This is a genomic window from Soonwooa sp. T0.1_25 (genome assembly GCF_057652215.1).
On record NZ_JBYFBZ010000002.1, the window covers coordinates 437366 to 453788 of the forward strand.

Genomic DNA, 16423 nt, shown 5'->3' on the forward strand with positions numbered 1-16423 from the left:
AAAGAACTAAATCGAAATTATCAATAGCAATATACATTAAAGAGATTGCATATTAATAATTCTTACTTTTGTAATATGAAACCGATAGGAAAATTAGTGATCATAGGAGGCGCCGTTAATGTTGGCAGCTTTTCCGAAGTATCATACGACCAAGATGTAGAGAAAAATCTTAACTTTTTTGAAAGAGGTATTTTAAAGAAAATTATTTCAGAATCTCGTCTGAAAGAAGATTCTGTTATAGAAATCATTACGACAGCCTCTCAAATCCCTGATATCGTAGGACCAGAATATATCAAAGCTTTCACGCATCTAGGCGCGAAGCATGTTAACGTTTTGGATATCTTCACACGCGGGCAGGCTAACAGCGACGAGATCGTTGCAAGAATAAATGCTGCGGATGTTGTAATGTTTACAGGTGGTGATCAATTGCGATTGACCTCTATATTGGGAGGAACGCTTTTTCATGATGCGTTATTAAACAAATATCAAAATGAAGACTTTATCTACGCTGGTACTTCTGCTGGTGCAGCTGCCGCTTCCGAAAACATGATATATCAAGGAAGCAGTACAGAAGCACTTCTAAAAGGTGAAATCAAAATGACGCAAGGTCTCGGCCTAATCGAAAATGTTACTGTAGATACCCACTTTGTACAACGTGGCAGAATAGGACGTCTCTTTCAAGCGGTGGTTAACAATCCTCGTACTTTGGGTGTTGGTCTTGGTGAAGATACTGGACTTTTTATCTCGGGTGATGTAATGACAGCCATTGGATCTGGTCTTGTCATCATCGTAGATGGTCGTTTTATAAAAGATACCAACCTTACCAATGTTGAAATGGGACAACCAATTTCTATTGAAAACCTTATTGTAAATGTCATGTCAATGAATGACACCTATAATCTTACAACGCGTGATATGACGATTATTAACTCTCAATACAGTCCGATTCCACAAGTTAATTAATAATGATGAAACTTATTATCCACGGTGGTTTTTTTTCAGAAAGTGACCAAACCCACGACACCAAACTCGCAAAACAAAATGCGCTAAAATCGATTATTGAAAAGTCTTTTGAGTTTTTAAAATCAAATACCGCTTATGACACTGTAGCCTACGCGGTATCATTGTTGGAAGACGATGATCTCTTTAATGCAGGAATTGGATCGCAAATCCAAAGTGATGGTGTTATCCGCATGAGTGCTGCCATTATGGATGGAGACTCCCAAAAACTAAGTGGTGTTATCAATATCGAAAATGTTAAAAATCCAATTTTTGTAGCGAAAGCTTTGCGACAAGAAGACGATCGCGTTTTGGGAGATTCCGGTGCTAAAAGCTATGCAACAAAACTTGGCTTTGAAGATTTTTCAACGGAGATTCCACAACGTAGAAGTGAATATGAAGCTAAACTAAAAATTGGTGGTAAAGGTACAGTAGGCGCAGTTGCCATTGATAGTTACGGAAAACTGGCTGTTGCAACTTCAACTGGTGGTAAAGGTTTTGAAATCCCTGGACGAATCTCCGACTCGGCGACTGTTGCTGGTAACTATACTAATGAATATTGTGCGGTTAGCTGTACTGGCGTTGGCGAAGATATCGTCAGTAATGCCACTTCAGCAAAAATCGTTACGCGCGTTACAGATGGCATGAGCATAGAAGATGCTTTTGCTAAAACCTTTACCGAATTAAAACAAATCGACGGCTTTGCTGGTGCAATTGGCATCGATAACAAGGGGAATATTTTCCATCAAGATTCTTATCCGACAATGGTTTTTGCTAGTTTTGATGGAGAAAACTTTGAGGTTTTTGATTAAAAGAAATTAATTTAATCTTCATTAAATATAAAGCTTTGCAATTGCAAGGCTTTTTTTATTTAATCTTACTCTCTACCCACACTTTGCGTGAGGGCGAAATGCATTGTTGGAGCTCGTTATGCGAGGCGGCGGAGCGCAGCGGAGCCGTCCGAGCATAACAGCAACTGCATGGAGACCGACCACAATAAAAAAGACTGCCCATGTTAAGCTGTCTTTATTATTGTGGGCACGCCCAAATTATTTTAAAAAAGTTAGTCTAGCCAACCCATTTCTTTCATCCATTCGTCGTTGTAGATTTTGGCTACATAACGGCTTCCGTGGTCGTGTAACAACACAACAATAACATCATCTTTCGTGAACTGATCCTTCATCTGTACCAAAGCCGACATCGCACTTCCCGCAGAATAACCGCAGAAAATCCCCTCTTCTTTCGCCAGTTTTCTAGCGTAGATCGCCCCGTCTTTATCCGTTACTTTTTCGAAGTGATCAATCACCGACATGTCGTAATTGTCGGGGATAATATCTTCGCCAATCCCTTCTGTTATGTAAGAATAAGCGTGATCGTAATGTAATTCGCCAGTCTCATGGAATTCTTTAAGAATCGAACCATAAGTGTCTACACCGATTACTTTGATGTTTGGATTTTTCTCTTTAAAGAACATGCCGCAACCCGTTACTGTACCTCCAGTCCCAGCGCCAGCTACAAAATGTGTCAACTTCCCCTCTACTTGATCCCAAATTTCTGGAGCAGTTTGCTCGTAATGCGCGGTTCTGTTTGACAAATTATCGTATTGGTTAACATACCAACCATTTTCTGTTTCAGTTGCTAATCTTTTTGAAACTGAATAATAAGAACGTGGATCGGTTGGTTTAACATCGGTTGGACAAACGATAACCTCAGCACCAACAGCGCGAAGAATATCGCATTTTTCTTTTGACTGTTTCGCGTTCGTCACAAAAATACATTTGTAACCTTTGATAATCGCCGCCAAAGCCAATCCCATACCTGTGTTACCAGAAGTCCCTTCGATAATGGTTCCGCCTGGTTTTAGACGTCCGTCTTTTTCGGCATCTTCAATCATCTTAAGCGCCATTCTGTCTTTAACAGAATTACCAGGATTAGTCGTTTCTACTTTTGCTAAAACCAAAGCGGGGAAATCTTCGCCCAATACTTTGTTAAGCTTTACCAATGGCGTGTTACCAATGGTTTCTAAAATGTTATTATAATATTTCATAAAATATTTTTTCTGAAAATTAATCGTATTTAATAGACTTCACAGGGGAAATCTTACTTATTAAATAACTTGGAATAATCATCACAATTGCGGATGTTATAAGAATTCCCAACGATATCGAAATGATATGCACCGGATTGAGATCCACAGGAACGGTACTAATAAAGTAGTTTTTGGGATCGAGTTTAATAATTCCAAAATACTTCTGAATTAACAATAGACCAACGCCAACAACGTTACCAATTATTAATCCAGGCACCATAATCATCAAAGTATAATTGATGAAAATCGCTCGAATTTGTCCATTGGTCGCACCAAATGTTTTTAAAAGTCCAATGGAATTTGTTCTTTCAATGATTAAAATTAAAAGTACCATGACGATGTTAATAACCACCACCAAAAGCATAATCGTGATAATCAAACTGATGTTTTGATTAAAAATATTAATCCAATCCAAAATCTGCGGATATCGATCGATAACGCGTTCTGCGTAGTTTTTGTAACCGATATACTTTTCGATTTCAGGATATTCGCGGGTCATATTCGCGTTGTCTTTTAAGAAAATATCCATGCCGCCAATGTCTTCTGGTTGCAGTCCTTGGATTTTTCTAACATGATTGATGTCGCCAATCATATAAAGGTCGTCAACTAACTTGATATCAGTTTTATAAATTCCTGAGACAACAAATTTTCTATAAATTGGTTTTTGCTCTTCCTTAGAAAATATCGCAACAATGCTATCTTTCGGTTTTAAATCTAAGTCGTTAGCCGTTTTTTCGGACAAGATAATTTCGTTGTTATAGCCGTCCTCATTATAGTTAGGAATACTTCCTGCGACCATAAAACTTTGGAATCTTTCTTTATCAAAATCTTTCCCAACGCCTTTTAGAATAACACCAGAGAAGTTTTTCTCAGTTCTTAAAATCCCACTAACTGTCGCATAAGATTGTACGCCTGCAACTTCATCCAGTGATTTTAATGCTTTAAGATTAAGACCTTTTTTGTCTAAAACTGAAGAATTATAAGAATTATTAGAGCGTGTCGATTTAACAGTAATATCGCCACTAAAATTGGAAATTCTGTTTTCTATTGCTTTTTTGGATCCAAGACCTGTTGCCACGGTAATCAGCGACACAATTATCCCTAACGCAACCGAGATGCGCCCGATGTAGACAATAACCTTTGATAGATTATTTTTGTTATCTTTGGAAAAGGCAATTTTTTTAGAAAAAAATACAGGAAAATTCAACTTAATGATTTTAGAGTTCAAAATTAAACATTTAGTTTTGATGTGCCTAATTTATTTTGGAATCAGCCAAAATTTAGGTGCTCAAAATATCGCAAACACAAGCTTCCGAACTGGCGCTGACCAACCCGAACTTTATTTAGAAAAACTTAAAAGCAAAAAAAACATCATCGTCGTTGCCAACCAAACTTCGCTTTTGGAAAACAAACAACATCTTGTTGACTTTTTAGTAGAGAAAAAAATAAACATCAAAAGTATTTTTGCGCCCGAACATGGCTTCCGTGGTAATGCTGACGCTGGCGAACATATCAAAAATGGTATCGATACCAAAACCAATCTACCAATTGTTTCGTTGTACGGTAAAAATAAAAAACCGAGCAACGATCAACTAAAAGGTGCTGACCTGATCCTTTTTGACATTCAGGATGTTGGGGTGAGATTTTACACCTACATCTCGACTTTGACTTATGTAATGGAAGCTGCGGCGGAAAATAATATTCCTGTAATGCTTCTTGACCGACCAAATCCGCACGATGGCTACATCGACGGTCCTATCTTAAAAGAAAAATGGTCGAGCTTTGTTGGGCTGCATCAAGTGCCCGTTATCTATGGATTGACGATTGGCGAATATGGTAAAATGGTAAACGGCGAAAAGTGGATGAAAAACGGTGTGACTTGCGATTACGAAATCATCCCAATGAAAAATTATCACAAACAAAAACGTTATCCAATTTCGGAGCGTCCATCGCCAAATCTTCCAAATGATCAATCTATAAATCTTTATCCAAGTCTTTGCTTTTTTGAAGGAACAGAAGTTTCGGTTGGTAGAGGAACGGATTTCCCTTTCCAAATATATGGCTCACCTTGGATTAAAAACATGGAGTATAGCTTCACGCCAAAACCTAATTATGGTGCTAAAGATCCATTCCTGAATGGTCAATTATGCTACGGAGAAAATCTAAGTAAAGATAAAAGCGATCTTAGAAAACTGGATATCGCTTGGTTATTGAAAGCATACAAAAATTTTGACCATTCGAAAAAGCAATTCTTTTTGAAAAATTTATTCTTTGATAAATTGGCAGGAAGCGACGAATTAAGAAAACAGTTAATCTCGGGAAAATCTGAAAAAGACATCCGAAACTCGTGGAAGTCTGATCTTGAAGCATTTAGTAAAATAAGAAACAAATATCTTATCTATCCTAACTAAAGCTTCCATTGATATAAAAACAAAAATCCTCAAATATTTTGAGGATTTTCTATTTGTTATAATTCATTGAAATAATTTTTGGCACGATGCTTGCCAACTACTTAAAAATCTTATTAAATCAAGAAAAACACACTTTTAATATAAACGACACGATTGACAATCGATAAAAATCCACCTTTTGGGGTGGATTTCTTATTTATTAATAATTTAATCAAAATTTTGTGGAGGATCATTATCCTTATTAAAGAACAACATCCATATTGTAAGTCCCGCAACGCCACCAAGTCCTGTTAAAACGGCACGTTCTACTTTATCTGGATTATCGTTACCAATGTAATTCATTAAAAATAAAACTACAAAAACTGCAACTGCGATTAAAAGATACTTAGGATTTAAAATTTTCTTCATTAGTTTAAAGTTTATAAGTTAACATCACACCGCCACGATAAGGCAGCCACTCGCCACTTCTGTCCCATTCATGCCCTGAGCGATCTTCAAGATTATCGTAACGGTCGCCACTTACTTTATCATAGCCTTTATAGAAGCTCTGCATCGTCCCGATTCCTAAATAAATATCAAGTCCCCAATGATCGTTCCATTGGAATTGATAACCGCCAACAGCACCAAGGATAAACGTAAATCCTTTTTGATAAAGATTAGAATTAATATAAGGCGTTACCTCACCATTTTTGTGAACATAAAAGTTGTCGTTCCAATAATTCCATTTTTGAATATTAAAAAATCCACCAGAAACATTGGCTCCGATATAAAACTTTTCAAATGCCTTACTAAAATAATATCGACCATCGAATCCCAGCAAATAAGCTTGTGCATGTTTGCCCATAAACGACTTCCAAGGTGACACAAAAACATCTGCTTGTATAGTATAATGTTCGCTAATCTGCTTTTCTACACCAACATTTATCATGCTTATTGGCAAGGTTAGTAGGTTCGCTTTTATTCTTAAATCTTTTGTATTGTTAGATTCTTGTTCTTGTCCAAAAGCAAAACTTCCTAAACTAAGTAATCCTGCAATAAGAATATTCCTCATCTATTTTATTTCTGATTGATAATTTTGTTAAGCTCCGTTAGATCAACACTTTGACCTTTCGAATGCGCTACGGCAGATTCGGCAAAGCTTTTAGCTTCATTCTTTTTTCCGATTTTGTTATAAAGTGTAGCAACCATCGCATTGGTTCGGAAAGAATCTTCTGTCATCAAAGCTTTTTCTGCCCACATCGAGGCTCTTTCTAATGACGATTTTGTTGTTATATGATCACTAAAGTTTTTAGCAGCCGTTAATAAATCTTCGGCTGAAAAGCCATCTCCAGTTTTAAAAACGTCTAAAGCAGCCTTTTCGTACTCTTTCCAGTTTTGTACGCTTTGATAAAAGCTTAATTTAATAATAGAAAGCGATTTTTGAACTTCTTCTGCAGAAATATATTTTGATGCCTCTTTGATGTATAATTGCTCATCAAAAGTCTTTTTATCAACGTTAGTGGCATCCTGAATAATCTTCTGAATATTAACTCGGAAAATGAACTGAGAATAATTGTCGTTACCGATGTATTTAGAAAGTACATCTTTATTATTAACAATATATTGATAATTAAGATCTTGGTTAGATTGGATGCTTCCAAACAACATATTAATTTCGTCAGCCGAAAATTCTAAATTCTTTTTTACTTTAAAATAAGCTTCTGCAGCCATTTTTGCTTTAATAGGATTGGTCTGCACCGCTGTTTTAAAATAGCTAATTAAAAAATCGGGATCACGATCGCCCTTATCAAAACGCTCCTGAAGATTTCCTTGTGTGTTACCAGGTTTGTTATACCTTTCGCCAACTTTTATAAACTCTGAACTTTCGATATAACCTAATTCTTGTCCAACAGCTTCGCCATCACCATTTAAAAACAAAAAAGTTGGGTAACTTCTTACGGAATATTTCTGTGCCAATGTTCTACCTTCCCCTTTTTCCATATCAAAACGGGCATTGATGAAGTTTTTGTTGTAATAATCTGCAACTTTTGCATCAGTAAAAACATTTTTTTCCATCATTTTACAAGGTCCACACCAAACTGCAAAAGCATCCATAAAGATTAATTTATTTTCTTTTTTGGCTTTAGCTAAAATAGTTTGGAAGTCTGTATCCTCAAATTTAATAGAGTTTTGTGCCCAACCAGCAACAGAAATCCCCAATCCAAATACAACTGCGGCTTTTTTCAACAACATAGATTGCTCAACGAAAAATGACATAAGCTTGTTTGTCTTTAATTTATAATATGCGAATATACTGCAAAATTGAAAAACCTAAGACAATGACTTTTAAGAAAACTAAAACGCAATCGTAAGAATTTCATAAATTTGCAAATTATAAAAGTTATTTATGCAAAAATTATCTCTTCTTTTCATGAAGGACGGCTTGCAATGGCAAATTCTGAAAGCGAAAAAAGTCATTGAAGAAAAACAATTTTTCGTAACGGAAGAAAGTCCTGCAAACCTTATTGAAGAAGCACTTAACGAGGTGCTTTCTAGAGATGATTTTCAAGATATTACGGTGTTGAGCACGCTTAATCATTTTACATTAATGCCAGAAGGTTTTGAGAAGCACAATCTTGGATTTGACCTTATTGCGTACAATGCCGATGTTGACAAAGCTAACGAAGAATTAATGTTATCGATTAATAAAAAATTCGATGTTCAATTTTATTATAGTTTTCCAAAAAACTTTTATAAAGCGATAAAAGCCAAAGACTTACCAACTTATTTTAACTTTACTGGAGAAAAATTTCTTAACACGATTAATAATAAACATAAAAAGGAAATCCACATTAACCTTTACAAAAATCAGGTTGAGTTTTTCGCTTTAGAGAATAAAAAAGTAGTGCTTTATAATAATCTTGATGCTTCTTCGGAAGTTGACTTTTTGTATTTTATTATGTTTACATTAAGTAAAATCGGCTTCGGAATTAACGACACGTATTTTTATATCTACGGCGAAACTTCAGAAAACGACACCTTTATCTCTGAGTTGCAAAAGTTTGCAAAACACATGAAAATTCTTTTCGACAATTTGTATAAAAAATCCTTTATACTCAACGCTTAGAAGAGAAAATTCAATCTTAAAAATTAAAAAAATGTACAGAATTATATCCGGAAAATGGAAAGCAAAAAGAATTGCTGCTCCCAAAAATTTTGATGTTAGACCAACAACTGACTTCGCAAAAGAAGCTTTGTTTAGTATGTTAGAACATCGTTTTGATATGCAATTTATTTCCGTTTTGGATTTGTTTGGCGGGATTGGATCCATTTGTTTAGAATTTGCTTCTAGAGATTGTCCAGACATCACAACCGTGGAAATGAACCCTAAACATGCAGGCTTCATCAACACAACTGCGCAAGAATTAGGATTTGGATTGCAAGTTAACGTGCAACGTTCTGATGTTTTTGAATGGTTAAAAAAGAAGCGTAATCAAACCAAAACTTATGATTTAATTTTTGCAGATCCACCATTTGACTTGGACGAAAAAAAATACAACGACTTAATAGCTTTGGTGATGGAAGGTGACTTTCTAAAAGAAAACGGAACTTTTGTTTTGGAACATCAAAGTCGACAAAAATTCGAACATCCCAATTACATCGAAACTAGAAAATATGGGAATGTGAGTTTCTCATTTTTTGACAAGAAAAAAGCTGAAGGTCTATAAGACTTTCAGCTCTAATGCTATTCGGTTTCCGAAAAACTTCTTCGAAATTCTCTCGAAATTCTTCGTAATATCTGACAAAAAAAATCTGTATTTGGGATCAGGATTTTCTCCATTCAACAATTGATATTTATCCAGCACACTTTTCACTTGGTTGGCCACAATATTTGGCGAATCGATCACACGAACACGATTGCCGTAATATTGTTTAATCTCGCCTAAAAGCAGCGGATAATGCGTACATCCAAGAATTAAGGTTTCAATATTTTTGAGCTTGCTATTGGATAGATAGTTGTAAATAATCGCGTGCGTAATTGGGTGATTTGCAAAACCCTCTTCAATCGCAGGAACCAAAAGCGGTGTCGCAAGCTCGTCCACTTTGATAAATTTATTATGCTTACGAATGCTCTTTTTGTAAAGTCCCGAATTAACCGTTGCTTTCGTCGCAATTACGCCAACATTATTATGAATTTCGAAGGCTACTTTTTCTGCAACCGGATTGATAACGTCGAAAACAGGAACTTGCCCAGCAACTAAGTCAAGAATTTCTTTTAGCGCATTCGCTGTTGCTGTGTTACAAGCAATGACAATCGCTTTACAGTTCATGCTTAGAAGGAAATTCACGATTTGCAAAGAATAGCCTACAATCGCTTCTTTGGACTTTTCGCCATACGGCAAATGTTTGGTATCGCCAAAGTAGATTAAATCTTCCTGAGGCATCAATCTTTTTATCTCTTTTGCAACAGTCAAACCACCAACACCAGAATCGAAAATCCCGATAGGTTGCTTTGCTGATAGATGTGTATAATTAGGTTTCAAAAAAAAATCTTTGGTGCAAAATTACTTATTAATTATGTTTTCAGCTTTAATATCGGGAATTTATTTTAAACCAAAAACAAATCTGCCGCAATACCATCTGCCATAAACCAATGTTGCTCTGGGATCATCAAACGATTATTTCCGATTTTTAAAATACCATCTTTTATTTTTTGCTGAATCGAAGTTTCAAAAGCAGAAATCATTTCACTTGAAAAACTATTTTTAAACCTCATCAAATTAACACCTTTTTGTGTACGAAGTCCAATCATCAGCATTTCGTTATAGCGATCATTTTCATTAAGTTCTTCGCGCTCGATTGGTAACTGATTTTCCGAAAGTGACTTGATGTATTTCGTATTATTGGCGACATTCCAACTTCTAAGATTTTTGCCATCATAAGAATGCGCCGATGGACCAATGCCCAGATATTCTTTATATTCCCAATATGAAGAATTGTGTTTAGAATGGAAATTTGGTTTTCCAAAGTTTGAAATTTCATAATGATCAAAGCCATTTTCTTTTAAAAATTCGGACATATAGAAAAAGGCATCATTCTGAAACGCTTCGTCGGGCAATTTTACTTTTTGTTGAGTAATCCAATTATCCAAAATCGTTTTTGGCTCGATGGTTAAAGCATAAGACGAAACATGTGGCACTTGCAATTCGATGATTTTAGCAAGGTTTTGTTTCCATTGTTCCATTGTCGATGTCGGAGAACCATAAATTAGATCAACACTGATGTTTTCTAAACCAAAATCTTGCGCACGTTTGATGCTAGACTCCGCTTCCGAAGCGGTGTGCGCACGATTCATTAATTTAAGATCGTCTTCAAAAAAAGATTGTGTACCGATACTTAAACGATTAACGCCAATATTTATTATCTCTTTTAAAAATGAAGCATTAAGATCATCTGGATTTGCTTCCAGTGTTAATTCCATGTTTGGATTAAATTCAAAATAGCGATTGGCTTCATCAATAATTTTTCCAATTTCTTTAGCTTCTAGAATAGATGGCGTCCCACCACCAAAATACAGAGAGTCGATTTTTTTGTTTTCGAGTTCTTTATGTCTTAACGAAAACTCTTTAATAATCGACGACAGCATATCTTCTTTAAGTTTTAAAGAAGTTGAAAAATGAAAATTGCAATAGCTGCATTTTTGCTTACAAAACGGAATATGTATGTAGATCATCAAGAAAAAAAGCCAACTAATGTGGCTTTATGATATTTAATTTAAAATAAAATTCTATCTATATCGGAAACCTTGTCCATTAATAAAGTTCTCGAATCTAAAGCCAAGACTCAACATAAAACTATTACCAACCGTCTGTTGCAACTCTGACATTCCGAAGTTATAAATTGCTCCAAAAGTGAAGTTACCCACGCGACCTTTAATAACTGGAGAAAGTCCTAAATTTTGGCTACCCACACTACTTTTTGCACTTCTAAAACTAACACCTCCAGAAAAACTGGCATTGTCTGAAAAAATAGTTGCTAGAAGGTTAAGATCCATCATACTTGATGAATTGGTATTGAGATTCCAAAGGACCGATGGTGTTATAAAAAAACTATCTGCAAAATGCCAATCATAACCAGCATTCATAATAATTTTGGTAGGAGAAGGTTCAATACCATTAACGATTGGGATGTCATTATTCAATGCAATATCCATCACCGAAACACCACCAGCAAAACCTTTATATTTAACCGCCACACCTAAATTAGCGTAGGCTAGAAAAATATTTTTATCATAAAGTACAGGATCATTTGGATTTTCTGGTGTTAACAGAGCTGTATCCAAATTCATGTTATAAAAACTTGCTCCTGCCCCAAATGAGAATTGATTTTCACGATTTTCTTCATCACCAAGCGGAATGAAATATGCAGATCCTATAGTTATACCATTTGCAGAAATGGGACCATTTTGATCTCTAAAAAAAGACGCGCCAACACCTACTCTATCGAAAACATTGGCATGCATCCCAACAGATTGTACGTTAGGCGATTCTCCAAAATTGGAAAACTGTTTTTGATAGTTTAGATTTAGAACAACATCATCAGATTCCCCATACAATGCTGGATTGAATAAGAAATCCCCATCCAATAAATATTGTTGATATAATGGTAAAGTCTCTTGAGCTTTAACTGTGTTTACATTAAATAATGCCAAAATAAAAGCAGCGCTAAAGATTTTATAAAATTTCCTCACAAGGCAAATATAAAAAAATATTGTATTAGATACTTTTAATTACTTTCCAAATACTTTCGCCATCTCTCAACAGCCTCTTGCATATCACTAGGCATCGGACTTTCGAAGTACATTTCTTTTTTCGTCGTCGGATGGATAAATCCTAATGTATGTGCATGTAGCGCATGTCTTGGCAATACTTCAAAAACATTTTGAACAAATTGTTTATATTTTGGAAGATTAACACCTCTCAAAATTGTATGTCCCTCGTAACGTTCATCATTAAATAAGGTATGACCAATATGTTTAAAATGTGCTCTAATCTGATGTGTACGCCCAGTCTCCAACTTACATTCAACCCAAGTCATGTGACGAAAACGTTCCAAAACTTTATAATGCGTTACAGCATGTTTACCGTGACTGCCATCTTCATAGACCGCCATTTGCATTCTATTCTTCTGGTGGCGTCCAATATGTCCGCGTATTGTTCCTTCATCATCAGCAACATTTCCCCAAACAAAAGCCCAGTACAAACGTCTTGTTTTTCTATCAAAAAACTGCTTCGCCAAATAGCTTAACGCATACTCTGTTTTTGCAATCACCAAAAGTCCAGATGTATCTTTATCAATACGATGTACCAATCCTACTCGATCTAAATCTGAATTGTAATTCGGGTCTTTTGCAAAATGAAATGCTAGTGCGTTAACCAAAGTACCATCCCAATTTCCGAAACCTGGATGTACAACCATCCCAGCATCTTTATCGACAACCACTAAATCGTCATCTTCATAAACGATTTTAATTGGAATATCTTGTGGAATGATGACATTTTCTCTTGGTGGATGCGCAAGAAGTACACTAATCTCGTCACCTGGCTTTACACGATAATTCTGCTTAACAGGATTACCATTAACGACAACATTACCAGCGCGACAAGTTTGTGATATTTTGTTACGGGATGAGTTTTGTCGATAGATTAATAAGAACTTATCGATACGCAGTGGTTCTTGTTTTTTATCAACTGTAATATTAAGATGTTCATAAAGTCCACTATTCTCATCAGACAATCCCACTTCATCATTAGATTCTAAAGCATCATCAAATTCGTCTTCGTAATTATCTTCTTGCATACTTTTATTTATCAAAATTGGCTTCAACAACTAAGCTGAAGCCACTTTTATATGTTTTATTTTTATTAAAATTATTCTACAATAACCTTTTTCTTTTCTTTTGGTTTTTCGGTTGTTGCAGGTTTTTTATCAGAAGAAGTTATTGTTGGTTTTGTCGTTGTAGTCTGTGGCTTCTTCTCTGCCTCCGGTTTTGGCGTAGGCTTTGGTTTTGGAACAACTGGCACAGGCGCTGCTGGTGCGTCAAAATCTACTTCTTCATATCTAATTGGTGGTGGTGCCACAGTATCAACTTTTAGACGATACATTAAATCCAATTCTTTTACTTTATTAAACATCTCGGCAGGTGTTTTCTTACTCGCCCAAAGATCAATCTGCATCCCTTGATCACGAAGCGCTCCCGCTGGTGGATCTTGATAATAAATAATTGCTGATTCGTCGGTTTTGCCGTCTTCATATTCTACAATACCAACTTCGAATAAATTCTGAGCGATAATCTTTTTAGCCTCTTGTACTGTACGCCCAACCAAATTAGGAATCGTCACGTTACGCATTGGACCAGAACCAATTACCAAATCCACAGAAGAGAATTTCGGAAGCAATTCACCTGGTTTGATTGGGCGACTTTGATATAAAATTCTAAGAACCGCATCTCTTTGAATACTTGGTTCGTAAAGGGTATCACCTACCTTGAGACCAACCAAATTAAGCTGGTTAAATGCCAAACCTTTGTAACGATCGATAATATCTGGCACTGCTACTTTTGCCCAAGTCCTTGGGTTAACTTTTAAAAGTACAGTTCTTCCGCCTTTAACATGAGATCCTGGTGATGGAGAAATCATCAAGACTTGGAAAGGTTTGTATACTGGATTATATTGTGCACTGTCAACCTCATACTCTAGACCTGAATCGTCCAGAACTTTGATGGCTTGGTGCACTGTCATATTAACAACATTAGGAACAGGAATTTCTTCACCATGATTGGTATGAAACTCTAACCAACGGAAAGTCAGCCAAACAAGACCTGCAAATACCGCTAAAGCGACAAGGAGGTTAACCAAAACTTTCCAATGGAAAAAAGATTTGAACATATTCTATTGTTTTGTTACAAAAATATCTAGCAAATATAAATAATAATTTTTGTAGTTTTTTCCTGTTGCTTCATTTTTTATGCCATTTTGCGATAGGGATAGCAGCGGATATCCTTCTGAAGAAATGGCTAAAGCGATGGACAGAAGATAGCAGCGAATAGCCTGACCGCAACTGTGCGAAGGAAAAAGCTAGGAAAAGTTGGGGAATCGCCCAAAAATAAAAAGCAAACGGGACGGTCTTTGGTGATAAAATTTTTACATTTGTTGCAATATAAATCTGTTATGGAAAAGAAAAATATAGCTGTTGTTATGGGTGGCTATTCTGATGAATATATTGTGTCGCTAAAAAGTGGACAATTGATCTACGACTCTCTAGACCGAGATAAATACAATGTTTATAAGGTTGTTATCCTAAAAGATGAATGGTACTTTTTGGACGAAAACCAACAAAAATATGGCATTAACAAAGCGGACTTTTCGGTGACGTTGGCTGATGGTAGCGCCTTGAAATTTGATGCTTGCTTTAATATTATCCACGGAACGCCAGGCGAAAATGGCATTCTGCAAGCTTATTGGGATGCGGTTGGGCAACGCTACACAGGTTGCAACTTCTACCAAAGTGCCTTGACTTTTAATAAAAAAGATACGTTGGCAGTTTTGTCAAAATATAATATTCCGTCTGCGAAAAGTATATATTTAAGAAAAGGCGAAGTTGTCGATCAAGAAAAAATAGTGGCAGAACTGGGACTTCCTGTTTTTGTGAAGCCAAACCAATCTGGAAGCAGCCTCGGAATTTCCAAGGTTAAAGATATCTCTGAACTAAACAAAGCGATTGAAATCGCTTACAAAGAAGATGACGAAATCCTTATCGAAAGCTTCTTGGACGGCACCGAGGTGTCGGTTGGTGTTTTAGATTATCAAGGAAAAACTATTGTTCTGGGTATTACGGAAATTGTCCCTGACAACGAATTTTTTGATTATCAAGCTAAATACGAAGGCGCTTCGAAAGAGATAACGCCAGCAAGACTCGACGAGGAAACACGCAAAAAAGTTGAAGAGGTTTCGATTCGTGCGTATGATTCTCTTGGGATGAGTGGCTTCTCTAGAAGCGAATATATCATCATGAACGGCGAACCCTATATGTTGGAAATGAATACCAATCCTGGTTTTTCGCCAGCAAGCATCCTTCCGCAACAAGCCAAAATCTACGGCATCAGCATACAAGACCTTTGTGGTAACGAAGTTGAAAAAGCGCTTAACAAACCTTTACATTAACCAAACTGAAACTAATGAGAATAGCAGTTTTCCCTGGTTCTTTTGATCCGATCACACTTGGACATTACGACATCGTAGAAAGAGCTTCCCCTTTGTTTGACAAAATAATTATCGCCATCGGCAAAAACTCACAGAAGAAATATATGTTCTCTCTCGAGCAACGCAAAGAGTTTATACGTAATACTTTCAAAGATTTTCCGAATGTTGAAGTTGATGACTTCGAAGGTTTGACCGTCGATTATTGTAAAAGTAAAGGTGTTAATTTTATCTTGCGCGGCCTTAGAAATCCTGCCGATTTTGAGTTCGAAAAAGCGATTGCACAAACCAATCGTGCATTGACTCGAGAGAATGTTATTGAAACTATTTTCCTACTGACTTCTTCCGGAAAATCCTTTATCAGCAGTAGCATCGTGAGAGAAATTATCTCTTTTGGTGGTAACTACCAGATTATGGTTCCTGATTCTGTGAGAGTTTAGATCTTTATATTAAAAACAAAAAATCCGAGTACTATCTAGCATTCGGAGTTTTTTTATTAAACTTTAATAAAAGGGAACACCGCTCTGACACTATCCCGTTAAGTGTGTAAGTTAAAAAGTTAGGGCTTGGATTTTATAATCTGAGCCTTTCTTCAAAAATAAGCATAAATTGGTTTAAAACCAATCCCCAGTTTTGAATGGGCATTGACCATTTTTTGGTGGCTTCCTTTAAAGCCAGATAAACGG

17 protein-coding genes are annotated in these 16423 nt (G+C 36.1%); 7 read left to right on the forward strand and 10 right to left on the reverse strand.

The window, feature by feature from the left end; translation table 11 throughout:
- Positions 1–75 precede the first annotated feature (75 nt).
- Positions 76–963, forward strand: coding sequence for a cyanophycinase (locus tag AC23MB_RS05120; protein WP_374329525.1), 888 nt, complete (start codon positions 76–78; stop codon positions 961–963).
- Between the two features lie 5 nt (positions 964–968).
- The gene (locus tag AC23MB_RS05125; protein ID WP_487786695.1) at positions 969–1811 is read left to right on the forward strand and encodes an isoaspartyl peptidase/L-asparaginase; all 843 of its coding nucleotides are present in this window, start codon (positions 969–971) and stop codon (positions 1809–1811) included.
- Between the two features lie 251 nt (positions 1812–2062).
- Here the strand turns inward: AC23MB_RS05125 and AC23MB_RS05130 are convergent, their stop codons facing one another.
- A complete protein-coding gene (locus tag AC23MB_RS05130; protein WP_312321878.1) occupies positions 2063–3046 on the reverse strand; it encodes a PLP-dependent cysteine synthase family protein in 984 nt (327 codons plus the stop codon).
- A gap of 19 nt (positions 3047–3065) precedes the next feature.
- Positions 3066–4295: an ABC transporter permease gene (locus AC23MB_RS05135; protein ID WP_487786682.1), complete on the reverse strand. Its 1230-nt coding sequence runs from the start codon at positions 4293–4295 to the stop codon at positions 3066–3068.
- Positions 4296–4299: 4 nt separating this feature from the next.
- Between AC23MB_RS05135 and AC23MB_RS05140 the strand changes: the two genes are divergently transcribed.
- Positions 4300–5499 carry an exo-beta-N-acetylmuramidase NamZ family protein gene (locus tag AC23MB_RS05140; protein ID WP_487786683.1) on the forward strand — a complete coding sequence of 400 codons (1200 nt, stop codon included), beginning with the start codon at positions 4300–4302 and terminating at the stop codon, positions 5497–5499.
- 207 nt (positions 5500–5706) lie between these two features.
- On the opposite strand, the gene AC23MB_RS05145 is transcribed toward AC23MB_RS05140, so the two are convergent.
- From AC23MB_RS05145 to AC23MB_RS05155, 3 genes are read right to left on the reverse strand one after another with little or no spacing between them, the layout of a single operon-like run.
- A complete protein-coding gene (locus AC23MB_RS05145) occupies positions 5707–5907 on the reverse strand; it encodes a hypothetical protein (protein WP_079666873.1) in 201 nt (66 codons plus the stop codon).
- Positions 5908–5911: 4 nt separating this feature from the next.
- A complete protein-coding gene (locus tag AC23MB_RS05150) occupies positions 5912–6550 on the reverse strand; it encodes a DUF3575 domain-containing protein (RefSeq protein WP_487786684.1) in 639 nt (212 codons plus the stop codon).
- Positions 6551–6555: 5 nt separating this feature from the next.
- Positions 6556–7755 (reverse strand): thioredoxin family protein, encoded by a 1200-nt coding sequence (locus tag AC23MB_RS05155; protein WP_487786685.1) that lies wholly within the window; start codon positions 7753–7755, stop codon positions 6556–6558.
- A 130-nt stretch (positions 7756–7885) separates the two neighbouring features.
- On the opposite strand from AC23MB_RS05155, the gene AC23MB_RS05160 reads away from it, so the two are divergent.
- Positions 7886–8605, forward strand: a complete 720-nt coding sequence (locus tag AC23MB_RS05160) for a DUF3822 family protein (protein WP_312321872.1) — start codon at positions 7886–7888, stop codon at positions 8603–8605.
- Positions 8606–8636: 31 nt separating this feature from the next.
- Positions 8637–9206 (forward strand): RsmD family RNA methyltransferase, encoded by a 570-nt coding sequence (locus AC23MB_RS05165; RefSeq protein WP_312321871.1) that lies wholly within the window; start codon positions 8637–8639, stop codon positions 9204–9206.
- On the opposite strand, the gene murI is transcribed toward AC23MB_RS05165, so the two are convergent.
- The 5 genes from murI to AC23MB_RS05190 form a co-directional block, all read right to left on the reverse strand.
- Positions 9201–10022, reverse strand: a complete 822-nt coding sequence (gene murI / locus AC23MB_RS05170; protein ID WP_312321870.1) for a glutamate racemase — start codon at positions 10020–10022, stop codon at positions 9201–9203. The genes AC23MB_RS05165 and murI overlap by 6 nt on opposite strands.
- 65 nt (positions 10023–10087) lie before the next feature.
- Positions 10088–11212, reverse strand: coding sequence for a radical SAM family heme chaperone HemW (gene hemW, locus AC23MB_RS05175; RefSeq protein WP_487786686.1), 1125 nt, complete (start codon positions 11210–11212; stop codon positions 10088–10090).
- A 54-nt stretch (positions 11213–11266) separates the two neighbouring features.
- Positions 11267–12229, reverse strand: a complete 963-nt coding sequence (locus AC23MB_RS05180) for a PorP/SprF family type IX secretion system membrane protein (RefSeq protein WP_409456494.1) — start codon at positions 12227–12229, stop codon at positions 11267–11269.
- 35 nt (positions 12230–12264) lie between these two features.
- Entirely contained in the window at positions 12265–13338 is a 1074-nt protein-coding gene (locus AC23MB_RS05185; RefSeq protein ID WP_079666864.1) for an RluA family pseudouridine synthase, read from the reverse strand.
- 71 nt (positions 13339–13409) lie between these two features.
- Complete coding sequence (locus AC23MB_RS05190) at positions 13410–14426, reverse strand: PASTA domain-containing protein (RefSeq protein WP_487786687.1); 1017 nt, start codon at positions 14424–14426, stop codon at positions 13410–13412.
- A 282-nt stretch (positions 14427–14708) separates the two neighbouring features.
- Between AC23MB_RS05190 and AC23MB_RS05195 the strand changes: the two genes are divergently transcribed.
- A complete protein-coding gene (locus AC23MB_RS05195) occupies positions 14709–15701 on the forward strand; it encodes a D-alanine--D-alanine ligase (RefSeq protein WP_487786688.1) in 993 nt (330 codons plus the stop codon).
- Between the two features lie 14 nt (positions 15702–15715).
- Positions 15716–16177 (forward strand): pantetheine-phosphate adenylyltransferase, encoded by a 462-nt coding sequence (gene coaD / locus AC23MB_RS05200; protein ID WP_312321864.1) that lies wholly within the window; start codon positions 15716–15718, stop codon positions 16175–16177.
- Positions 16178–16423: the final 246 nt, after the last annotated feature.

Bases quoted from the DNA above. Each gene is read 5' to 3' on its own strand.
- AC23MB_RS05120 (WP_374329525.1), top strand. From the start codon at position 76: ATGAAACCGATAGGAAAATTAGTGATCATAGGAGGCGCCGTTAATGTT.
- AC23MB_RS05125 (WP_487786695.1), top strand. From the start codon at position 969: ATGAAACTTATTATCCACGGTGGTTTTTTTTCAGAAAGTGACCAAACC.
- AC23MB_RS05130 (WP_312321878.1), bottom strand. From the start codon at position 3,046: ATGAAATATTATAATAACATTTTAGAAACCATTGGTAACACGCCATTG.
- AC23MB_RS05140 (WP_487786683.1), top strand. From the start codon at position 4,300: ATGATTTTAGAGTTCAAAATTAAACATTTAGTTTTGATGTGCCTAATT.
- AC23MB_RS05145 (WP_079666873.1), bottom strand. From the start codon at position 5,907: ATGAAGAAAATTTTAAATCCTAAGTATCTTTTAATCGCAGTTGCAGTT.
- AC23MB_RS05150 (WP_487786684.1), bottom strand. From the start codon at position 6,550: ATGAGGAATATTCTTATTGCAGGATTACTTAGTTTAGGAAGTTTTGCT.
- AC23MB_RS05155 (WP_487786685.1), bottom strand. From the start codon at position 7,755: ATGTCATTTTTCGTTGAGCAATCTATGTTGTTGAAAAAAGCCGCAGTT.
- AC23MB_RS05160 (WP_312321872.1), top strand. From the start codon at position 7,886: ATGCAAAAATTATCTCTTCTTTTCATGAAGGACGGCTTGCAATGGCAA.
- AC23MB_RS05165 (WP_312321871.1), top strand. From the start codon at position 8,637: ATGTACAGAATTATATCCGGAAAATGGAAAGCAAAAAGAATTGCTGCT.
- hemW (WP_487786686.1), bottom strand. From the start codon at position 11,212: ATGATCTACATACATATTCCGTTTTGTAAGCAAAAATGCAGCTATTGC.
- AC23MB_RS05185 (WP_079666864.1), bottom strand. From the start codon at position 13,338: ATGCAAGAAGATAATTACGAAGACGAATTTGATGATGCTTTAGAATCT.
- AC23MB_RS05190 (WP_487786687.1), bottom strand. From the start codon at position 14,426: ATGTTCAAATCTTTTTTCCATTGGAAAGTTTTGGTTAACCTCCTTGTC.
- AC23MB_RS05195 (WP_487786688.1), top strand. From the start codon at position 14,709: ATGGAAAAGAAAAATATAGCTGTTGTTATGGGTGGCTATTCTGATGAA.
- coaD (WP_312321864.1), top strand. From the start codon at position 15,716: ATGAGAATAGCAGTTTTCCCTGGTTCTTTTGATCCGATCACACTTGGA.